Genomic DNA, 20447 nt, shown 5'->3' with positions numbered 1-20447 from the left:
TCGTCTGCCAGGGGTGGAGGTGGCCGGGGGAGTGCGCGACGCGCAGGCGAAGGGCCAGGCCACTGGCTGGCTCTCGTGCAATTAGCGTGCCATTAGCCAGCGTGAAGAGGGGTCAACAGCGGATACTGGCGGTCACACCCGAGCCCAGGTCAGCGCCCCTGACGGCCCGGATCCGTCTGATTCCCAAGCTGACGGCGTGGGTTCAATTCCCGTCACCCGCTCCACCGAGAAGGCCCAGGCCAGGGACGTGATCCCCAACCTGGGCCTTGATCATTTTATGCTTGTTAGGGCCCTCGTGCTGCCTTTAGGCCACGGGACCGGCGCGCTGGCCTCTCCGTTGTGCGCGAGAAGCGATGGTGACGGATCTGGTGCACGATCGGCTCGACAGGGAACAGGGCGCGGCGGAGGCCGCGCCCTGTGATGTGGACCTGTCGGCAGACCGGTCTTGCCCCTGCCTACGGCTGTGTGCGGTCTAGACAGACATCGCCAGCACGGCGAACCTCACGGACCTACGGCCGCCCTAGAATCTCAGCCGATGTATACCCGGGTTCCGGGATCATCGGTTAGGAGTGCAAACACGGCTACGTTCTCCGGTTTGTAGCTGCCGCTGATGTCCAGTGTGGAGCCATCGCGGACGACGACCGCCAGCAAGCTCGGATCGTCGGCGACGACGCGGACTCCGCCCTTGGGGGCGCTCAGCTTGGCGCGCCCGCTGATGCCGGCCGCGTGGATGTTGCCGTCAGTGGCTGAGGCTTCCAGCATTCCACTGCTACTCCCCACGGTGACATCACCATCAGCGGTCCGCACTGTGTTGTGATCCCCGCTCAGGTGAGCGACGTTGACGTTTCCGCTCTCAGTGAGCAGATAGGCGTTCACGAGAGAGCCTGTGGTTACGATGTTGCCACTTCCGATTTCCACAACAACTTCGCTGTATTCCGGCACCGTAAGGGTGATCTTCGGACCACTCGTTCCCTTATATGGCCGAGGTCCGGTGAGTCCGACGTGCCCTTCCCCCACAACGAGGGCGGCGTTCCGCACCCACTCCTCGTACGGGCCGCCGGGTGCATCGAGGTCGACGCGGATGGTGGTCGAGTTCGGGAGTGAATGGATTACGACCTCACCGACACCCGCAAGGAACTCGAAATCCATGTCCCGGGTGATCGGTTGTTCCAGAGTGCGTTGCATAAAACGACTCCCGTCTTGTTTGTGTGCCTGCCAGTACCGTGCGGGGACCGGCGTGCAACGCAAGCACGGGTAGCGCAGCAGGCGTGAAGACGTCCGGCACCGGCCCACTGTCGAGCAAGACCGGGATGCCCTGGTGCGTCTTGTCGAGTTCGACGCCGATCCGTTTGAGGTCCAGTTGTACGAGTGGGCATCAGACCCTCAGGCACTACGCATCGACAGAGCGCAACGTTCCCGAGCAGGGCAGCACGCGTCCGGAGACTGAAAGATCGCGCGAAACGTCCGCAGGTTGTCGGAGCGGTCGACGCACCGGCTTGGAGTCGGCAGCCGGTCAGATGATAGGGCTCCGCCGCCGCAGGAAGGTAGCGTCGCGCCGGGCCACTAACGGGCCATTAGCCCCGGTGAACAGGGGTCAATCACGGTCACTCCTGTCAGGCCGGACGCCCAGTTCAGCGGCCCGGCCGGCCCGGATCTGTCTGATTCCCAGGCTGACGGCGCGGGTTCGATTCCCGTCTCCCGCTCCACCACGAAGGTTCAGGTCAGAGACGTATTTCCTCGGTCGTAGAGCGCTGTGATCTTGTTGCCGACGGCGTCATCGGGGGGGGGCACGGGTCCCACCGACAACCCGACCGGCGGATGTGCCCGCCAGTCGATGCCCGGCTCAACATTCGATGGCGTCCACAGCATCCGGAGGGCGCGCTGTCGACGTCGACGCCATGATCCGCGCTGCCGAACTGCGCCCGGGGATCATCGAGGCCATCGGGTCTCGCCTGCGCCGGAGTGAGACGCCCTCAAGACCCGGCGCGCAGCGCGTAGCCGAAGCCGCGGACCGTGTGGATCACCGGTGGGCCGGTCCGGTCCAGCTTCTTGCGGAGGTAGTAGACGTACGTCTCGACGACCTGTGGGTTGCCGTCGAAGTCGTAGTTCCAGACCAGGTCGAGCAGCTGCTCCTTGGAGAGCACCTGGCCCGCGTGCTCCATCAGGCAGCGCAGCAACTTGAACTCGGTCGGAGTAAGGGTGACCTGGTCGCCCGCGCGGCGTACCGTACAGGTGTCCACGTCCAGCTCCAGGTCGCCGACCCGCAATCGGCGCGGCGCGTCCGGCGCGGCCCGGGTACGGCGCAGCACCACCCGCACCCGGGCATGCAGTTCCTGCAGGCTGAACGGCTTGGTGATGTAGTCGTCGCCGCCGGAGGACAGGCCCGTGAGCTTGTCGTCCAGCGTGCGGCGTGCGGTCAGGAAGATGATCGGCGGTGCCTGCCCGAGACCCTGCAGCCGGTCGCACACCCGGAAGCCGTCGATGTCGGGCAGCGAGACGTCCAGCACAAGGAGGTCGGGGCGGAACGCCTCCGCCCGGGCCAGCGCCGATCGGCCGTCGGCCGCCGTGGCCACCTCGTAGCCCTGGTAGCGCAGACCGGTCGCGACCAGGTCACGAATGTTCTCCTCGTCGTCCACCACGAGCAGCCGCGCCGAAGATGTCACCACCCGGCCATGGTGCCCCGATCACGGAGCCATCGCACCTTTTCTGAGCGGTTTATGAGCCAGCAAGGCGACCATGGGGATATGTCCCTACGGTTGCGCATCCTCGCCGGACTCGTCGGCCTGCTCCTTCTCGGCCTCGCCGCCTTCGGCGTGGGCGTCAACAGACTGATGGAAGACAACCTGGAGAGCCAGCTCGACCAGCAGATAGTGGCGGCGGCGGGCACCGTACGGCAGGTCCTCGCCACCGACAAGGACCAGCGCAACCTGGACCGGCTCTTCGAAATTCCGCGTCCTCCGAGAATGGACGACGGCATCGGGCGCAGCCCGCGGGGCATCGCTGACACGGCGGGCTTCCCTATCGGCCTGGTCGTCGAGGTCCGCAACGAGAACGGCACCCTGCTCGACCGCCAGATGAACGGCGTTCTGATCGACGGCCAGATGTTCGGTACCAAGAGCAAGGTCCAGGCGAATCACCGGCCGGACGCCTCACCCTGGCGGCCCACCGATGCCCCGTCCGATGGCCCGACAGATGCCCTGACCGGTGTCCCGCCGGATGTCCCGCCCGATGCCCGGAAGGAGATGCCCCTCGCCTTGACGGGCCAGAGCGACTACCGGGTGCTGACGGTCCCCATGAACGAGGGGGACACCCGGGTGCTGGTGACACTGGGCATCCCGACCGCCTCGGTCGATCAGGTCCTACGAGAGCTCACCGTCATCGAGCTCGCCCTCGGTGTGATCATCGTGGTGATCGGGGCCGGGCTCGCGCTGATCATGGCGCGGGTCACCGCGCGCCCGCTCGCCCGGATCGCGGCCACCGCCGACGTCATCTCCGGCGGTGACCTCACCCGGCGGGTGCCCGACAAGAACCCCAAGACCGAGGTGGGCCGGGTCGGGCTGGCGCTGAACGCCATGCTCGGGGAGATCCAGCGGTACGTCGACCGCCTCGTGGAGTCCGAGCAGCGGATGCGGCTGTTCCTCGGTGACGCCTCGCACGAACTGTCCACACCGCTCACCTCCATCCGCGGGTATGCCGAGCTGTTCCGCAGCGGGGCCCAGGACAGACCGGAGGACCTGGCCCGGGCGATGAGCCGGATCGAGGCCGAGGCTGCCCGGATGACCGGGCTGGTGGAGGAACTGCTGCTGCTCGCAGAGCTGGACGAGGGCCGTCCGCTGTGCCCGACGCGGGTCGATCTCGCGACGATCGCCGCCGACGCGGTGGACGACGCCCGGCTCGCGGCTCCGGACCGGAAGATCGAGCTGGAGGCCGTTGCGGGCCTGTACGTCCGCGGCGAGGAGAACCGGCTCCGGCAGGTCGCCGCGAACCTGCTGTCCAATTCCTGCCGGCACACCCCGCCGGGCACGCCGATCAGGGTCACCGTGGCGCCGGGCGTCCTCGAGGTCGCCGACGATGGGCCGGGCATGGACGCCGAGCGGGCCGCGCACATCTTCGACCGCTTCTACGGGGAGGGTTCCGGGCTGGGTCTGGCGATAGTCGCCTCGATCGTGGAAGCCCACGGCGGCTCGGTCGAGGTCACCAGTGCGCCCGGGGAGGGCTCGAAGTTCCGGATCGAGCTGCCGCCCCTCCATGAGTCTGACCGGATTCTGACCGGAAGCTGAGCCCGTCCTGAGCCCCGTACCCGAGGCTCACCGGCATGCGAATCCTGTATCTCGCCACCGCCGCCGTCCTGGTGACCGGCGGGGCCACCGCCTGCGGCTCGGACAGCCCCGGGGCGGCTGTGACCAGCTCTCCGACGCTCGGCACGGCGGCCAAGGAGGCCAAGGCCCGCCAGTTCGTCGACTGCGCCCGCAAGAACGGCATCCCCAACGTCGCCGACCCCAAGGTGGGCTCCGACGGAGACATCGACATCGAACCGCCACCCGGTCTCACGAAGCAGAGCCCGATCGTCCAGAAGGTCATGAAGATCTGCGGCACGTACCTGAACGGCGTCTTCACCCACGAGGACGAGGACCCCAGCGCGGAGTACGACAGGGCGCTCAAGCTCTCGGCCTGCGTCCGGCAGCACGGCGTGCCGAACTTCCCCGACCCGTCCCCGCCGACCGAGGGAAAGGGCGAACAGGGGATCCACGTCGGTAAGGACCTGCACCTCGACAGGAACACCGTCGACAAGGCGATGCGAGCCTGCGGCGTCACGCCCCAGCCCAAGCCGAAGAGCCAGTAGCCCATGAAGCGTCTTGGGATCTCGCTCACCGCAGTGGGCGGCCTCGCCGCCATCATTGCCGGAAGCCTGTGGACCGCCGCGTCCGGGCCCGCCGCCACCGCCTCCCCCACCCCGTCCACGGGCACCACGACCGCCGCGGTCACCCGTGCCGACCTCGTCGAGACCGCCCAGGAACAGGGCACGCTCGGCTTCGACGGGGCCCGCACCCTCCAGTCGTCGGCGTCCGGCATCCTCACCGCCGAGCCCGCCGAGGGCGCCACAGTCACCCGTGGTCAAGCGCTGTACGCCGTCGGCCTGCACCCGGTCCGGCTCTTCTACGGCACTGTTCCGCTGTCGCGCACCCTCGCTCTGGACGTCTCCGACGGCAAGGACGTCAAGCAGTTGGAAAGCAACCTGCGCAGCCTCGGGTACGACCCGTACCACGACATGACCATCGACGATCACTTCTCCGCCGCGACCCAGGCCGCCGTCAAGCGCTGGCAGAAGGCGCACAGGCAGACCAGGACCGGCCAGGTCACCCTGGCCGACCTGGTGTTCCTGCCGGGCGCGGTCCGGATCGGTGCCCAGCACGCCAAGCCGGGTGACCGGATCGCGGCGGGTGCTCAGCTCGTCGACGTCACCGGCACCAGGCGCATCGCCACCGTGAACCTGCCCGCGGACAGCGACCTCGCGCACGCCGGGGACAAGGTCACTGTCGAACTGCCCGACGGCAGCAGGACGCCCGGCGCCATCACCCGGATCAGCACCACCGCCACCGCCGACAGCGATTCCTCCGGCTCGCAGGGCGACGACGACGGCGACTCGGGCTCGAACTCCGGCGATGACGCCACCGTCGCGGTGACCGTCCGGCTCACCAGGCCCAAAGCCACCAGCGGCTTGGACCAGGCCCCGGTCACCGTCGACTTCACCCGCCAGCGGGCCAGGAACGTTCTCGCCGTCCCGGTCGCCGCGCTCGTCACCCTCTCCACCGGAGGGCACGCCGTGGACGTCACCAGCGGGGGAACCGTTCAGCGCGTCGCGGTCAAGACCGGCATGTTCGCCACCAACGGTGCAGGCACCGGCCAGGTGGAGATCTCCGGCCCAGGCATCACCGAGGGCGTCCGGGTGGTGATCCCGCAGTGACTCCGGTCGTCGAGCTCTACGACGTACGCAAGACCTATCCGGGGCCGGTCGAGGTCCTCCACGGTATCGACCTGACCATCGAACGCGACGAGCAGGTGGCGATCGTCGGCCCGTCCGGCTCCGGCAAGTCCACCCTGCTCAATCTCATCGGCATCCTCGACCGCCCGACCTCCGGCGTACTCGTCGTCAACGGCCAGGACACCGCCACCTTGACCGACCGGCGGCTCGCCGGGCTGCGCGCCGCCACCATCGGCTTCGTCTTCCAGCAGTTCTTCCTGCTCGACTACCGCACCGCGCTTGACAACGTCGCCGACGGCCTCCTCTACACCGCCATCCCCCTGCGCGAACGCCGCCGCCGGGCCGCTGAGGTCCTGGACCGGGTGGGCCTCGGCGACCGGCTCGGGCACCGCCCGGCCCAGTTGTCCGGTGGTGAACGCCAACGTGTCGCCATCGCCCGCGCCCTCGTCGGCCGGCCCGCCCTCGTGCTGGCCGATGAGCCCACCGGCGCCCTCGACACCGCCAACGGCGCCGCCGTCCTCGAACTCCTCAGCGAACTGCACGACGACGGCACGACCCTCATCGTCATCACTCACGACCCCAGCGTCGCCGCCGCCATGGACCGTGAGATCCACATCCGCGACGGCCGCATCCACCCGGAGCCGACATGAGATCCAGCCGCCTCGCCGCCGCGGATCTGGTCCGTGTCTCGCTCCTCGGCATCGGCGCCCGCAAACTCCGAGCCGCCCTCTCCGTCCTCGGCATCGCGATCGGCATCGCCGCCATCGTCTGCGTCCTGGGCATCTCCCAGTCCAGCGCGGCCGGCCTCCAGCACGAACTCGACCGGCTCGGCACCAACCTGCTCACCGTCCAGCCCGGTCAGGGCCTCACCGGCGACCAGTCCACCCTCCCGCTGTCCGCCGAACAGACCCTCACCAACGGCCCGTACGTCCAGCAGGTGTCCGGCATCGCCCCGGTCTCCGGCACCGTCCTGCGCAACGAGCACATCGGCTCCATCATCACCGGCGGCATCAGCATCAAGGCCGTCCGTCCCAACCTGCCCTCCGTCCTGCGCGGCCACGTCGCCCAGGGCGTCTTCCTCAACGCCGCCACCAGCCGCTACCCGGTCACCGTCCTCGGCGCGGTGGCCGCTCAGCGCCTCGGCGTCACCACTTTGCGCCCGGACACCGCGGTCCGGGTCGGCGGCAGGACCTTCACGGTCGTCGGCGTCCTCGCACCCATCGAACTGACCCCCGACATCGACCGCTCTGCCCTCATCGGCTTCGCCGAGGCCGTACGGGCCTTCCGCATCGACGGCTCGGCTTCCACCATTTACCTGCGCACCGACCCCGAACACGTCGCGGAGGCGGCCAAGACTCTCGCCGCCGCCGCCAATCCGGCCCACCCCGACCTGGTCAGCGTCAGCCAGCCCTCGGCCGCGCTCAGCGCCCGACTCGCCGCAAAGAAGACCTTCAACAGCCTCTTTCTCGGCCTCGGCGCCGTCGCCGTCCTGGTCGGCGCGATCGGCATCGCCAACGTCATGGTCATCTCGGTGCTCGAACGCCGCAGTGAGATCGGCCTGCGCCGCGCCCTCGGGGCGACCCGTCGGCACATCGCCGGCCAGTTCATCGGGGAATCCCTCGCCCTCGCGCTTCTCGGCGGTCTCGCCGGCTGCGCCCTCGGCACCCTCGTCACCGTCGGCTACGCGCAGTACAAACACTGGGAGACCGTCATCCCGGCCACGGCCCTGCCCCTCGGCCTGGCCGGCGCCCTCCTCATCGGCACCATCGCCGGCCTCTACCCGGCCGCCCGCGCCGCCCGCCTTTCCCCCACCCAGGCCCTGGCCAGATGACCCCGGCCACGTCCTGCTGGGGGGCATGAGCTCGCGACAACGCACCCAAGATCGTTGCGGGTACGGCTCGCCGGCTCGCGGTTGGCAGCGCAGGAAAGGAGACGGGTGCTCGGCGCCGGTCACGGCCCAGGCCAGGGACGTGATCCCCAACCTGGGCCTTGATCGTTTCTAGGGCTGTCGGGCCCGCCGTGCAATTAACGGGCGTCCTTTGACGGGCCGGTTCCGCTTGCTGCGGTGGCTACCACCAATGCGTCAGGCCCTCCAGTGTTCCGTTCTTGCTGTCGCGGATGCCGAGGGACACGTTCGGGAGCGGAGCGCACATGGGTCCGCAGCATCGAATCCTCCACTGAAGTGACATCGCCCTGGCCGATCGGAACGCGATCCGGCCGGGGGTTCCTCGGTGTGGGTGACGGCAAGCAGCCGTGGGTTGGCCCTGGCGGCAGTTGGCGCGACCACGGGTGTACGTCGGCGTTCGGATGGTCAGCGGTTGTCGAGGACTCGCGTGAGCAGTTCGACGATCGTTTTCGATTCCGCCGGGGAGAGGGCGTGCAGTAGTTCATTTTGGGCGTCGGCGAGGAGGGCGCTGAGACTCTCCAGGTGGTCCTTCCCCGCGCGAGTGAGCGTGACAATGTTGCGCCGGCCGTCGGCCGGGTCGGGACTCCGCTGGAGAAAGCCTCGCTCGACCATCGCGTTGACCGCCGCCACGACGTCGCTGCGATCGATTCCAGTGCATCTGCCCAAATCGGCTTGGCTGGACGGGCCGAACTCGTCGAGGGCCGACAACATCGCGAAGTGGTACCGGCGGGAACCCGTGTCGGCCAGCGCCCGGTCGGTCAGCCGGTTGGCCGCGATCGCCGTCTGATTGATCACCCAACTCGGAAGGGCGCGCAGCCGGGCGGGTGTCGGGTTCGCAACGTTGTCCACCTCGCCAGGCTAACGGATTGTTGGCGCGACCATCAAACTGGTATATCGTTGGTGTAGCCATCATTGGTCACCCCATCAATCTGGCGGGGTGGACGCGCTGCCGTCCATCCCTTCCAGCTCGACCGACACGTCACAAGGAGACTCAGATGACCGTGAACTCCGCATCGCGCCCCAGCTTCGGCCGCGCGCTCGGCGAGCTCAACCGGCTGGTCGGCAAGCTGCACCGTCGCGCCCTCGCGGACTTCGACTCGGATTTCCCGACCTGGATGCTCCTGACCCTGCTGGAGGAGAAGGGTGTTCCATTGCCCGTCGACGAGGTGGCGAAGGAACTCAACCAGCGCCTGGACCTGGCCGAGCCGGACACTCTCCGGATGCTCGAGCGCGCCGCGGCAGCCGGCCACGTCGCCTACCTTCGCGACAGCACCCCCGCCACGGCGGAACTGACCGAGGCCGGCACGGCTCACTTCGCGGCGTTGTATGCGCATGCGCGCCAGTGCACCGACGCGGCCTTCAAAGGCATCGATCAAGCCGATCTCGACACCGCTCTCAAAGTGGCGTTGGCGGCCAAGAAACGCGCTGCGGCCGCGCTGGCCGAGTGACTCGACACCAGAAGGAAACACTGTCATGTCACTTCTTTCTCGATTCGCGCGAGCGAGCGCGGTCACCACGCGGACCCCGCTCGCGCTACTTGCGGCTGTTGTTGCGCTGTTGGTCGGCCTGACGGCAACGCCGTTCGGGGCGACCACGGCATCGGCCGATACCCACACGAACGCGGCGAAGTACTACGGCATGTGGAATTACGACCAACCCGATGCCGCGACGCTGAACAACATCTCGGTGCTGGCCTGTCCCGACGGCGGTGGCCAATGCGATCCGCAACTTCCGCTGCCGCTGCAAGTACCCCAGGTCGGGTGGGTGGTGTTCTCCCCCGGCCCGAACGGGACGGTCAACGGGCACACCGATCAGGGCTGCACCTGGAACTTCACCGTCCATCTCACTGGGTTGGAGTTGTCGTCGACCACCCAGCAGTGCTTCAACCCGGCGGTCGGCTCCGTCGGCAACCTCACGAAATGGTCTGTCCAGGTGCATGGCAACCGCGAGACCGAGCAGATCACGGCGATCAGCCATCAACCCAACGGCGTGGGCCTCATCGGCACCATGAAATCCGGCTCCCGCACCAAGGTGGTCCACGGCCGGCACAACGGCAAGTTCGTCCAGCGGTTCCTCGGCGACTACGGCTACGACCCGGCGGACATGCACACCCTGATCAATGTCGTGTCCACCGACAAAGGCACGGTCTATCCAGCGCAGGGCACGGTCCGGTTCACCGCCACCGACACCGCTCGCGGCCGGATCAACGCGCACACACCCGATGGCTGTGACTGGACGATGGGCGTGCGCGGCAACACCGCCGAACTCGATCCCGCCACGCAAACCTGCCACACCGCCACCGGCGACAGCTCACTGCACTACTGGGCACTGGTCACTGACGACGGACAGCACCTGAACGGCTTCTCCGCCGGATCCACCACCGCACCGGGCCAACCACCGACCAACACCTTCCTGTACGTCGGTGCGCTGACCAGACCCGCGAACAACTGACCCACACCAGTTGGAGATGGTTCACCGCTTCCCCAGAGGTGAACCATCCCCGATGAATGAGGAGAAGATCAGGACGAGTCCTGAGTGGCTCCGTCGGCGTAAGGGTTAATTACCATGGCAGACCATCTCCTCGGAGAACCGATCACTATGATCAATGTGTTCGAAGTGCCGGTCGATCTGCTCGACGACTTCGTCTCCGATTGGCGAGAACGCGCATTGATTATGAGTTCCCTGCCCGGATTCCGCGACTTCCGGATGCACCGGGCAATCTCGGCGGACTTCCGATTCCAGCTCGTCAATGTGGCCCATTGGGATAGCTTGGAATCGTACCGAGCGGCAATGGCCAACCCGGAATTCATGACCCGACTCGACGCCGCCTACCGCAACCCAGAGCTCAACTTCACCGCAAACCCTGGCGTGTACCAGGTCATCGTGAGCATGCAGTCGGACGGGACGCTGCAATAGCCCAAGCCGTTGAGGTGCCGATGTAGCCATCGATCTCACCTCCACACCGGTCCGGCGGGAAGGCAACGCACTCTCTGCGATGCGTCGACCATTACCTATTAAGGAATCGAACTATGTCCATGCAAGAATCCGGCACGGTCGCTGACGGGCCGATGCGAAAGAATGCACAGTCGGGGATCGCGATGGTCGTTGTCGCGTTGGCACGCTTCATGGTTGTGCTCGACGGCACGATCATGATCGTTGCTTTGCCCAGCATCGATCGCTCGTTGCACATGTCGACGGCAAACCTGAACTGGGTTCTGAATGCCTACGCCTTGACCTTCGGCGGTTTGATGCTCGTTGCCGGGCGGGTCGGCGACGCGCTCGGTCGCAAGAACGTGTTCCGGTTCGGGTTGATCGTGTTCGGAGTCGCCTCACTGGTCGGCGGGCTGTCCACCTCCGGCACGGCTCTCATCCTCGCTCGTGCGATGCAGGGGATCGGAGCGGCAGTCGCGACTCCCGGTGCACTGTCACTGCTGGTCAGCACCTTCCCCGAAGGGGAGAAGCGCACCAAAGCTCTCGGCGTTTACGGCGCCGCCACCGGACTGGCGGCCCTTATGGGCCTGCTGCTCGGCGGGTTGCTGACCAGCTACGCCAATTGGCGGTGGGTTCTGTTCGTCAACATCCCGGTAGTGGTGGCGATCATCATCGGCCTGGGCGTTCTCAAGGAAGGCGAGCGGGACCGCGTCAAGGTCGATCTTCCCGGCGCCATAACGTCGACACTGGGCATCGGCTCGCTCATTTTCGCAGTGAACCGTGTCGCTGATCACGGCTGGGGGGACACCACCGTCATCGCCTTTCTTGTCGCCGGAGCCGTACTGCTGGCAGCATTCGCACTCATCCAGATCAAGAGCAGAGTGCCCATGATCCCACGGGAGGTGATGAACGACCCCGGCCGCCTTGCCGCGAATATAGTGACGTTCCTGTACTATTCCGGATCGGTGGCAACGTATTTCTTCCTTACCCTCTTTTATCAGCAAGTTCTGGGATACTCGGCGTTGAAGACGAGTCTCATGTACCTACCGCTCGTTGTGGGATTCGGCCTGGCGGCAGGAATCGCACCGAAGCTCAAGGCGATAGCTTCCGAGAAGCTCGCGTTGTCGGCGGGCCTGGCAGTTATTGCAGGCGGTAGTGTGATATTCAGCTTCATTACTCCGCATTCGAGCATTCTGGCCTTCGTCCTTCCGGCGAGCTTGTTGACTGGTATCGGACTGGGCGTCACTGCCGTCATCAGCACCGGTATTGGCGTTCGAGGCATCGACGACTCCGAAGCGGGCATCGGCGCAGCGCTTCTTACCGCCTCCAGTCAGGTCGGTAGCGCGCTGGGGCTGGCCGTAATCGCCACCGTCGCCACGACGGCAACTCGTCACGCAGCTCGAATGTCGTCCATGAAAGACGCGCTCACTTCTGGCTATTCTGCCGGATTCCTCACAGCCGCCGGTCTCTATGCTGTATGCATCATCATCTCACTGGCTGTGATCAAACCGATGAAGCAACAGTCGCCTTCGAATTCGTCGAAGCTCGACGAGAGCTCCGGCCTTGGCGCGACTACGTCTTGAGCCACACCGTCCGCGACGTCCTGTCGGGAACAATGCCGCCGCCGTCGCGCGGCTCAGCGTGCGGGGATCTCCATCCTGAACGGAAACAGCGGTTTCCGCTGCGGTACTCTCCCCCGTGTGACCGACCAGGCGAAGGCGGCGCCACCCGGCGTGCCTGAACTGCTGGCGCATCACCGGGTCGCGCTGACTGGTTACTGCTACCGGATGCTCGGCTCGCCGTTCGAGGCCGAGGACGCCGTGCAGGAGACGCTGGTGCGCGCCTGGCGGAGCTTCGACCGGTTCGACGAGGCTAAGGGCACGCTGCGGACGTGGCTGTACGCCATCGCGACCAACATCTGCCTCGACATGCTGCGTGGCGCGCAGCGCCGGGCGCGGGCGACCGACCTCGGCCCGTCCGTGCCGTCCGGTCCCGACCTCGGCGTGCCGCTGCCGACGAGCGCGTTCGTCCGGCCCGTCCCAGACGGCCGGGTGCTGCCCGCCGGCGGCGATCCGGCGGAGCTGGCCGCACAGCGCGACATGATCCGTCTGGCGTTCGTCGCCGCGCTCCAGCATCTGCCGCCCCGGCAGCGGGCGGTGTTGATCCTGCGTGACGTGCTGTGCTGGAAAGCCGACGAGGTCGCCCGGCTGCTGGATACCACGGTCGCCTCCGTCACCAGCGCGCTGCAACGCGCCCGGAGCACGCCGCGGGCCGTACCCGCCGAGCCGGCCGAGCCGTACCGGCCGATGGACCAGGCGCAGCGGCGACTTCTGGCCCGGTACTGCGACGCCTTCGAGCGGTACGACGTCGAGACCCTGATGGCGTTGTTGCACGAGGACGTCATCACGTCCATGCCGCCGTTCCCGTGGTGGCTGCGCGGGCGGGAGGAGGTCCGCCGGGTGCTGTTCGCGGCTGGACGGCCGTGCGCGGGCGCACGCCTGGTGCCGACCATGGCCAACGGCTCGCCGGCGTTCGGGCAGTACCAGCCGACCATGCCGGGCGGCGAACTGGAGCCGTTCGCGCTCGTCGTCGTCACCTTCCGGGACGGGCTGATCGGCGAGGTGACGACCCACCTCGACGCCGACCGGCTGTTCCCGCTGTTCGGCCTGCCGGCCGTACCGGCTTCCTGATGTTCTTCCCTGTCGGCCGGGTGAGTTTCCGGCCGCCGTTCCGTATTACCCGCGTACCCGGTGACGGTCACCGGGACCGGAACGAGAGGGACGGCGATGGCCGACTACGCAGACGTGAACGGCGTGCGCATGTGGTACGACGAGCGCGGCGAGGGAGAGCCGCTGGTACTGCTGCACGGCGGGTTCTCCGACAGCAGGGACTTCCACGGCAACCTGGCCGGGCTGGCCGAGCGGTTCCGGCTACTGCTGCCGGAACGCCGGGGCCACGGCCACACGGCCGATGTGGAAGGGCCCATCACGGCCGATCTGATGGCGCAGGACACCATCGCGTTCCTGGACGAGATCGTCGACCGGCCGGTACGGCTGGCCGGGTACAGCGCGGGCGCGATGGTGGCGCTGTGGACCGCCGCGCGCCGTCCTGACCTGGTGGAGAGGCTCGTCCTGATCAGCGGGGCCTTCACCACGGACGGCATGATCATGCGGCCCACCGCCGGGGGCCCATATCCCGAACCCCTGGTCGCCGCCTACGCCGAGGTGTCGCCGGACGGCGCGGACCACTTCCCGGTCATCGTGGACAAGATCGCCCGGGCGGCGGCCGACGAGCCGGGGCTGACACCGGCGGAACTGCGCGCCGTGACCTGCCCGGCGCTGGTCATGGCCGCCGACGACGACATCGTGACCCTGGAGCACACTCTGGAGCTCTACCGGGGGTTGCCGGACGCCCAGCTCGCCGTCGTCCCGGGTACGTCACACGTCCTGCTCCACGAGAAGCCCGAACTATGCACCCGGCTGGTGACCGACTTCCTGACCACCGTCTCCGCCCCCACCTGGATGCCCATCCGCCGCGCCGTAGGGTGATCGCTGCCCCGCGCGTCCGGATGGGACTTGTCCGCGCAGGTCAGAGCCGCCGCAGGCCACGGCCGGCCTGTGAAGGTCGGGAGGTCAGGGTGGAAGGGTGGTCGCCGCCCGGCATGCCGCCCCCTTCACAGCGCGATCGATCGGGGTGGAGGAATCATCAACACGTAGATGGCCACCCAGCAGATGGCGATGGCGATGATCGACCACGGTGGATACGCCTTCAGGAAAATGAGCTGCCCCAGAATCGCCAGAACGGCGATGGTGATGCCTGCCGGTCTTGCCCACGGCTGCCGGGCCATGATCGCGCCGCCCACTACCAGCTGGACAATTCCCACGATGAGCCAGATCCACCCCCATGTGGTGTAGTTGAAGAAAAGGAGCTTGTCCTGCGTGACCAGAAAGTAGTCTTTCTTGGAGAATGCGACGAGACCGTCGATCACATTGAGGAAACCGGCGACGCCGAGTAAGAGGCCGCCGAACGTCAGCCAGGGCGACGTGATCGGACTGGCGGAAGCCCGATGTCCGGCAGCATCCGTCATGGCATTCCTCCTCCGTTGATACAGAGTGTGTCTCCGCCCGTCATTCCCCGTAATGCCGGGCTTCATCGATGGAGATCAAGTATTTGACGATTCTTTAGGGTGGCATGCCGCGCCGCGGCAACTGGTCGGTCGGTTTTCACCGTGTCCACCGCGCGGAACTGGTCACGCGACCACGGCCCAGCAGATCGCTCACTCGCCGACGCGATCCGCTATTCCCCTCTTGGCATCTGGCTCCAGGGGAAGGATGACCAGCGTAAGGGCCTCCGGGCCAGACCCGGAATGGTGAAGCGGCGGCAGGACCAAACGGATTCGCAACGAACGGTGGGCAAGGGCGAGCGGTGGCTTGCCGGCTGCATCGACCCGGACGGCTCCGCTGGCTGGGCGGCTTCGATCTCGACCACGAAGACCGCGCCGTTATGCCCAGGGTGCTCCTCCCGGCAGAACTCCAGAGTGATCGAAGCCCACTCCAAGCCCCGCGAAAAACTGTTCGCCTTCCCGGGCGCCTCGGGGCAGCATGGGGAAGGCGGCGGCGTGGGAGGGCGGGTGGCTGTGCCAGGAGTACGAGGTAGCTTCCGGGAAAGCCAGTCGTCACGGAAGCGAGCAGTTCTGCTGGCCCTGCGCTATTACGGCGATGCGCTGCGCCGTCAGTGGCGGATCTCGCTTCCGGCGATGACTCTTCCGGCGCTCGGGAATACCTGCCTGTTCTACCTGACACCGCTGGTGGTGGCCGCTCTGGTGGGACACTTGGCCGCCGGCGGGAAGAGCGATATCGCCGCGCTTCTACCCTATGTCCTGGGCTTCGCCGGTCTGATGCTGGTGGGTGAGGCGCTGTGGCGAGCGGGCTTGCACTTCCTCAACCGGACGGACGGCCGAGGCATCGAGCGACTCGGCATCGTTGGCATGGATGAGTTGCTCGCCAAGGACACCGCGTTTTTCCACGATAACTTCGCCGGTTCACTGACCAAACGAATACTGACTTTCTCCAGCGGGTTCGAAAACTTCGCGGACACCCTCGCTTTCTCGATCATGGCCAACGTGATCCCACTGCTCTTCGCCTCGGTGGTCCTGTGGCGTTACCACCCCCTCCTGGTCCTCGTGCTCGTGGGACTGATCATCGTCACCGGCTTCCTTGTCACCCCGTTCATCCGCCGTCGGCAGGTGCTCGTGAACGAGCGCGAGGCCGCCAAGGTGCGAGTGTCCGGTCACGTCGCTGACGTACTGACCAACATGGAGACGGTCCGTGCGTTCGCCGCCGAGGAGCGAGAGGCCACCGAGTTCCGGGGGCGGGTCGCCGAGCAGTACCGGCTGTCGCTGCGCTCCTGGGATTACGCCAACCTCCGGGTCGACACGATCGTCGCCCCGATGTCGATCCTGACCAGCGCCCTGGGTCTGCTCGCCGCGGTGGCCCTCCGCGGCGGCCTCGGGGTGGAGGCCATCGTGGTGACGTTCTCCTACTACACCAACGCCACCCGGATCATGTTCGAGTTCAACCAGGTCTACCGGCGGATAGAGAGCACGCTCACCGAGGCCGCGCAGTTCACCGAGCTGCTCCTGATGCCGCCGGCGGTCGTCGACCCGCCCCATCCCCAGCCGTTGCGTCCCGTCGACGCGGCGGTCCGCTTCGAGCGGGTGCTTTTCGCGCACGGCGCCGGCCCGCCCTTGTTCGATGGACTGGACCTGGAGATTCCCAGCGGCGCCAAGATCGGATTTGTAGGCCGGTCCGGTGGCGGAAAGACCACTCTCACCCGGTTGCTGCTGCGTCTCATGGACGTCGACGACGGCCGGATCCTCATCGGCGGCCAGGACATCGCCCGGCTGCGCCAGACCGACCTGCGCAGCCTGATCGCATATGTCCCGCAGGAGCCCGCGCTGTTCCACCGGTCGGTGCGCGACAACATCGCCTTCGCCCGTCCGGGTGCCACCGAAACCGAAATCCTCCAGGCCGTGCGGGCGGCACACGTCACCGAGTTCACCGAGAGCCTTCCGAACGGCTTGGACACGCTGGTCGGCGAGCGAGGCGTCAAGCTCTCAGGCGGCCAGCGGCAGCGGGTCGCGCTCGCCCGCGCCATCCTCCGGGACGCCCCGATCCTGCTGCTCGACGAGGCGACCAGTGCCCTAGACTCCGAGAGCGAGCTTCTGATCCAGGAGGCTCTGTGGCGCCTGATGCGCGACCGCACCGCACTCGTCGTCGCACACCGCCTGAGCACGGTCGTCCGCATGGACCGCCTGGTTGTTCTCGACCGCGGCCGCGTCCTTGAACAGGGCTCCCACCAGGAACTCCTCCTGTCTGAGGGTCCCTATGCCCGTCTCTGGCACCACCAGTCCGGCGGCTTCCTCGCCGACGCCACTCCGGACACCCTCGACCGCCGCACGGCCTGACCGGAGTCACAGTGGGCGATCGGCTGACGGGCGGCTTCCAGTACGCAGGCCAGGTGCATGACTCTCGGCTAGTCGCTCCACAGGGTTGGGCGGCCCGTCGGCCCAGGCCTCAGGTCGGGTCCCTCTCTTGGGTCTCCTCGACCTGTCGGATGAGCTCTTTCAGCTGGGCGATCTCGTCGCGCAGGGCTTTCTTGCCGGCCGCCGTGAGGTGAATCCACGTACGGGCGCGCCTGCCCTCGTAGCCTTTCTCGATTTTGATCAGGCCGGCCTTCTCCAGGACGGTCAGGTGCTGGGAGAGGTTGCCGGCCGTCAGGTCCAGCGTCGTACGCAGGAAGCCGAACTCCACTCGCCGTGCTTCGTGGGCGATGGTCAGGATGCCCAGCCGTACGCGCTGGTGAACGACGTCGTCGAGCCCGTTCGCGGGGTGGGTCATCCGTGGCGCCGCTCGGCGAGCGCGAAGCCCGCTCCGCCCAGGAGGAGCACACCACCGGTCACCGCCAGGGCGGGGAGGAAGCTCCACGTCGGTGGGAGATCCGTGTCGATGTGCAGGCCCAGGTCGCGCGGGCCGATACGACAGGCCAGGAACGTCACCACCAGATAGCCGATGGCGAAGCTGAGTACGGCCCAGCTGCGTTCCACGCGGGCCAGGACGAACAGGGCCAGGCTGATGGAGATCAGCGGCACCAGGCCGACGGCGACCGGGCCGGACGGTGACATGCCCTCCAGGTTCAGTTGCTGCGCCCATCCCGACAGGACACCGAAGACCAGCCCGACCGCGACTCCGGCACCGACGTACGGCAGGATGCGGGCGCCCACCCCACGACTACGAGCCCGGTGGACATAGAAGGCGGCGATCGCCGCGTACGCCAGGACGAAGGCGAAGAGCCAGTAGACGCCGGCCGGCCAGCCGACGACCTGGACGCAGGTGCCCTTGTGGATGATCTGCACGCCGCCGCGGGCGCCCAGGGCCGGGTCGCAGGTCACGACGTGCCGCCCCAAGCGGTAGAAGGGCGCTGCCGCGACGACCACCAGGCCGAGCAGCACGAGCGGGAACCAGGTGCCGCGCTGTGCCTGGCGCACACGTCGGGTGAGGTGCTCCGTGGTCGAGAAGACCTGCCGGGCGATGTCCGCGGAGAGAGCCGATTCATCTGTCATGGCATTAGGTTTGCATTACAAACCACTCTTGGCAACATACTCTCAGGTTTTCGTGGCCTGCCGCGGACCGGTTCCCGCCCCTACGCGCGGTGGCCGTCTTCGACCCGGCCCCACCGTTCCATGGGGGCTGACGTGCTGATGTCCCAAGGTCCGGTGCAGTCTTGAGCTGGGCTTACGCGCTTAACGAATACCGTCGACCCTCTGATCGTGAGGCCGGCCCAACCGTCTTCGCCGACCACCCGGACCACATCGCCGTCCAGCCCGCCTCGTCGGCGACGTACAGGAGTCTTCAGGAGCACGACGCTGACCGGCGCTGAACGCTTTGCCCCCTCAGTTGGCAATAGCTGGTTGTAAGGCGATCCAGATACGAGGAGGGTCATGACATCTGATCCGGATGATGCGGAGTTGATCGCCCGGTCGCTCGACGGCGATGAGGATGCCTTCGTCGAGGTGGTCCGGCGTCACGAGGCAGCTGTGGGGGCCTACCTCGCGCGACGGGTCGGCCGGGAATCGGCCGAGGACCTGCTCGGCGAGGTATGGGTGGCGGCGCTCGGATCCCGGGCGACCTACGACCGCTCGTTTCCTGACGCCGGCCCGTGGTTGTTCGGCGTGGCACACAACACGCTCCGGCGGCACTGGCGGTCCCGCCCGGCCGAGGAACTGATGGCGGACGTGACCGGTATGGCGTCCGGGTGGGACCCGTGGGCCGCTGTGGACAGCCGCGTCGACGTCGAGTCGGTGCTGCGGCAGGCCCTGGCGCTGCTCCGGCCGCAGCAGCGGGAGATCTTGACCCTGGTCGCCTGGGAGGACCTGACCGTCGCCGACGCGGCGCGGGCGATCGGCATACCGCCGGGAACAGCGCGCCGCTACCTGCACGAGGCGCGCATGGCGCTGCGGAACGCGCCGGGGATGGTCGCGCTGCTGACCGACCACAACACGATCAAGGAGGCCAAGAACTGATGGTCGATGAGATGGACCTGCTGAGGGATCTGAGGGACACCGAGCCGGTGAGGCCGCGCGCCTTCGAGGAGGCCAGGGCCGTGCTGCGGGCGGCGATGGCCGTAGAAGGGGTGCCGGAAACGAAGACCGCGTCTCGTCGGCGGGCTCGGTGGAGCATGCGCCGCACGGTGGGCTTCAGTACCGCCGCCTTGGCCGCCGCGGCCGCGGCGGCGCTGGTCGTCACGTCCGCATCGACGCCCGGCAAGCCCCCCGCGAAGGCGGTGCCGGCAGCAGCGAACCCGATCCTGGCCAAGCTGGCCGCGGACAACACACCCCTGCATGTCAAGCTGCCGGGCAACGCGACGCTGGAGATCCGCAACCAGTCGCCGACCAGTAGGAAGCTGGGCAGCAACGGCATCGGCCTGTTCACCGACGACGGCACCTACTACTGGGGGAACGACAAGAATGCCCTGCGGCGGGCCGTCGTGCGAAAGGACGGGGGTGAGGACATGTTCAAGCGCGACATAGCGGCGGCGCTCTTCGCCGTGAAGGGCGATATCGGCAGTGCGCGCGCACAGATGGCCGTTGCCAACATTGCGCCGGGCACCAACCCGAATCCGGAACGGGCCAAGATCGAAAAGCTCAAGGGCCTTGCCAAGGCGCGGGGCGAGAAGTACGTGCCGCCGAAGCCGCCGACCCCTGAGCAGCAGAAGGAGATCACCGACAACCACATCTGGACGAACTCCATCGACGCGCTGATCGCGGCGCCGGAGAATCCCCAGGTCCGGGCCGGCGTGCTCCGCATCATGGCGACGATGCCGAAGGTCAAGGTCACGAAGACCACCACCGCCGGACAGCCCACGCTCACGCTGGTGGACAGCTGGCCCATCGCCGGGAAGCTCGTGGAAACGCTGGTCATCAACGCCGGCACAGGCCAGCCCGTCGCCTTGTCCAGCAGCGGCTCCGACATGCCGCCCAGCACGATCTACTACCACAACTCCCGGGTGACGCTTGCCGACATCGAAGCCGGCAAGTTCTGACCCGTTCAGCGAGATCGTGCGGGCCGC

Annotated in this window: 20 protein-coding genes; 14 read left to right on the top strand and 6 right to left on the bottom strand. The window is 67.3% G+C overall.

Annotation, left to right across the window (positions count from 1 at the left end; all coding sequences use genetic code 11):
* Positions 1 to 528: 528 nt before the first annotated feature.
* Positions 529 to 1149, bottom strand: coding sequence for a DUF4097 family beta strand repeat-containing protein (locus tag ACRYCC_RS08380; protein WP_433810063.1), 621 nt, complete (start codon positions 1147 to 1149; stop codon positions 529 to 531).
* An 824-nt stretch (positions 1150 to 1973) separates the two neighbouring features.
* Positions 1974 to 2666 carry a response regulator transcription factor gene (locus ACRYCC_RS08375; RefSeq protein WP_433810062.1) on the bottom strand — a complete coding sequence of 231 codons (693 nt, stop codon included), beginning with the start codon at positions 2664 to 2666 and terminating at the stop codon, positions 1974 to 1976.
* Between the two features lie 78 nt (positions 2667 to 2744).
* Here ACRYCC_RS08375 and ACRYCC_RS08370 point away from each other — a divergent pair, with 78 nt between their 5' ends.
* The 5 genes from ACRYCC_RS08370 to ACRYCC_RS08350 are packed head-to-tail and all read left to right on the top strand — an operon-like array spanning position 2745 to position 7814.
* A complete protein-coding gene (locus ACRYCC_RS08370) occupies positions 2745 to 4280 on the top strand; it encodes a sensor histidine kinase (protein WP_433810061.1) in 1536 nt (511 codons plus the stop codon).
* Between the two features lie 35 nt (positions 4281 to 4315).
* Positions 4316 to 4843, top strand: a complete 528-nt coding sequence (locus tag ACRYCC_RS08365; RefSeq protein WP_433810060.1) for a hypothetical protein — start codon at positions 4316 to 4318, stop codon at positions 4841 to 4843.
* A gap of 3 nt (positions 4844 to 4846) precedes the next feature.
* Positions 4847 to 5965 carry a peptidoglycan-binding protein gene (locus tag ACRYCC_RS08360; protein ID WP_433810059.1) on the top strand — a complete coding sequence of 373 codons (1119 nt, stop codon included), beginning with the start codon at positions 4847 to 4849 and terminating at the stop codon, positions 5963 to 5965.
* Positions 5962 to 6633: an ABC transporter ATP-binding protein gene (locus ACRYCC_RS08355; RefSeq protein WP_433810058.1), complete on the top strand. Its 672-nt coding sequence runs from the start codon at positions 5962 to 5964 to the stop codon at positions 6631 to 6633. Before ACRYCC_RS08360 ends, ACRYCC_RS08355 begins: the two co-directional genes overlap by 4 nt.
* Positions 6630 to 7814 carry an ABC transporter permease gene (locus tag ACRYCC_RS08350; RefSeq protein WP_433810057.1) on the top strand — a complete coding sequence of 395 codons (1185 nt, stop codon included), beginning with the start codon at positions 6630 to 6632 and terminating at the stop codon, positions 7812 to 7814. Before ACRYCC_RS08355 ends, ACRYCC_RS08350 begins: the two co-directional genes overlap by 4 nt.
* Before the next feature lie 480 nt (positions 7815 to 8294).
* Here the strand turns inward: ACRYCC_RS08350 and ACRYCC_RS08345 are convergent, their stop codons facing one another.
* Entirely contained in the window at positions 8295 to 8738 is a 444-nt protein-coding gene (locus ACRYCC_RS08345) for a MarR family winged helix-turn-helix transcriptional regulator (RefSeq protein ID WP_433810056.1), read from the bottom strand.
* Positions 8739 to 8884: 146 nt separating this feature from the next.
* Between ACRYCC_RS08345 and ACRYCC_RS08340 the strand changes: the two genes are divergently transcribed.
* From ACRYCC_RS08340 to ACRYCC_RS08315, 6 genes are all read left to right on the top strand, one after another.
* Positions 8885 to 9337: a hypothetical protein gene (locus ACRYCC_RS08340; protein WP_433810055.1), complete on the top strand. Its 453-nt coding sequence runs from the start codon at positions 8885 to 8887 to the stop codon at positions 9335 to 9337.
* Between the two features lie 25 nt (positions 9338 to 9362).
* A complete protein-coding gene (locus ACRYCC_RS08335) occupies positions 9363 to 10340 on the top strand; it encodes a hypothetical protein (RefSeq protein ID WP_433810054.1) in 978 nt (325 codons plus the stop codon).
* A gap of 114 nt (positions 10341 to 10454) precedes the next feature.
* Positions 10455 to 10805, top strand: a complete 351-nt coding sequence (locus tag ACRYCC_RS08330; protein WP_433810053.1) for an antibiotic biosynthesis monooxygenase family protein — start codon at positions 10455 to 10457, stop codon at positions 10803 to 10805.
* Positions 10806 to 10918: 113 nt separating this feature from the next.
* Complete coding sequence (locus ACRYCC_RS08325) at positions 10919 to 12403, top strand: MFS transporter (protein WP_433810052.1); 1485 nt, start codon at positions 10919 to 10921, stop codon at positions 12401 to 12403.
* A 117-nt stretch (positions 12404 to 12520) separates the two neighbouring features.
* Positions 12521 to 13510, top strand: a complete 990-nt coding sequence (locus ACRYCC_RS08320) for a sigma-70 family RNA polymerase sigma factor (protein ID WP_433810051.1) — start codon at positions 12521 to 12523, stop codon at positions 13508 to 13510.
* Between the two features lie 96 nt (positions 13511 to 13606).
* Positions 13607 to 14368 (top strand): alpha/beta fold hydrolase, encoded by a 762-nt coding sequence (locus tag ACRYCC_RS08315; RefSeq protein WP_433810050.1) that lies wholly within the window; start codon positions 13607 to 13609, stop codon positions 14366 to 14368.
* Positions 14369 to 14493: 125 nt separating this feature from the next.
* On the opposite strand, the gene ACRYCC_RS08310 is transcribed toward ACRYCC_RS08315, so the two are convergent.
* Positions 14494 to 14907, bottom strand: coding sequence for a DUF7144 family membrane protein (locus tag ACRYCC_RS08310; RefSeq protein ID WP_433810049.1), 414 nt, complete (start codon positions 14905 to 14907; stop codon positions 14494 to 14496).
* A gap of 450 nt (positions 14908 to 15357) precedes the next feature.
* Here ACRYCC_RS08310 and ACRYCC_RS08305 point away from each other — a divergent pair, with 450 nt between their 5' ends.
* Positions 15358 to 17286, top strand: a complete 1929-nt coding sequence (locus ACRYCC_RS08305) for an ABC transporter ATP-binding protein (RefSeq protein WP_433810048.1) — start codon at positions 15358 to 15360, stop codon at positions 17284 to 17286.
* Positions 17287 to 17395: 109 nt separating this feature from the next.
* On the opposite strand, the gene ACRYCC_RS08300 is transcribed toward ACRYCC_RS08305, so the two are convergent.
* Together ACRYCC_RS08300 and ACRYCC_RS08295 are read right to left on the bottom strand one after the other, a co-directional pair.
* Positions 17396 to 17719, bottom strand: a complete 324-nt coding sequence (locus ACRYCC_RS08300) for a transcriptional regulator (protein WP_433810047.1) — start codon at positions 17717 to 17719, stop codon at positions 17396 to 17398.
* The gene (locus ACRYCC_RS08295; RefSeq protein WP_433810046.1) at positions 17716 to 18441 is read right to left on the bottom strand and encodes a hypothetical protein; all 726 of its coding nucleotides are present in this window, start codon (positions 18439 to 18441) and stop codon (positions 17716 to 17718) included. Before ACRYCC_RS08295 ends, ACRYCC_RS08300 begins: the two co-directional genes overlap by 4 nt.
* Before the next feature lie 378 nt (positions 18442 to 18819).
* On the opposite strand from ACRYCC_RS08295, the gene ACRYCC_RS08290 reads away from it, so the two are divergent.
* Both ACRYCC_RS08290 and ACRYCC_RS08285 read left to right on the top strand, forming a co-directional pair.
* Positions 18820 to 19401: an RNA polymerase sigma factor gene (locus tag ACRYCC_RS08290; RefSeq protein WP_433810045.1), complete on the top strand. Its 582-nt coding sequence runs from the start codon at positions 18820 to 18822 to the stop codon at positions 19399 to 19401.
* The gene (locus ACRYCC_RS08285) at positions 19401 to 20420 is read left to right on the top strand and encodes a hypothetical protein (protein WP_433810044.1); all 1020 of its coding nucleotides are present in this window, start codon (positions 19401 to 19403) and stop codon (positions 20418 to 20420) included. Before ACRYCC_RS08290 ends, ACRYCC_RS08285 begins: the two co-directional genes overlap by 1 nt.
* Positions 20421 to 20447: the final 27 nt, after the last annotated feature.

This window comes from Actinomadura scrupuli, assembly GCF_050971785.1.
GTDB lineage: Bacteria > Actinomycetota > Actinomycetes > Streptosporangiales > Streptosporangiaceae > Actinomadura_E > Actinomadura_E scrupuli.
Note: the sequence above shows the minus strand (reverse complement) of the source record. Positions and strands in the feature narration are given on the sequence as shown.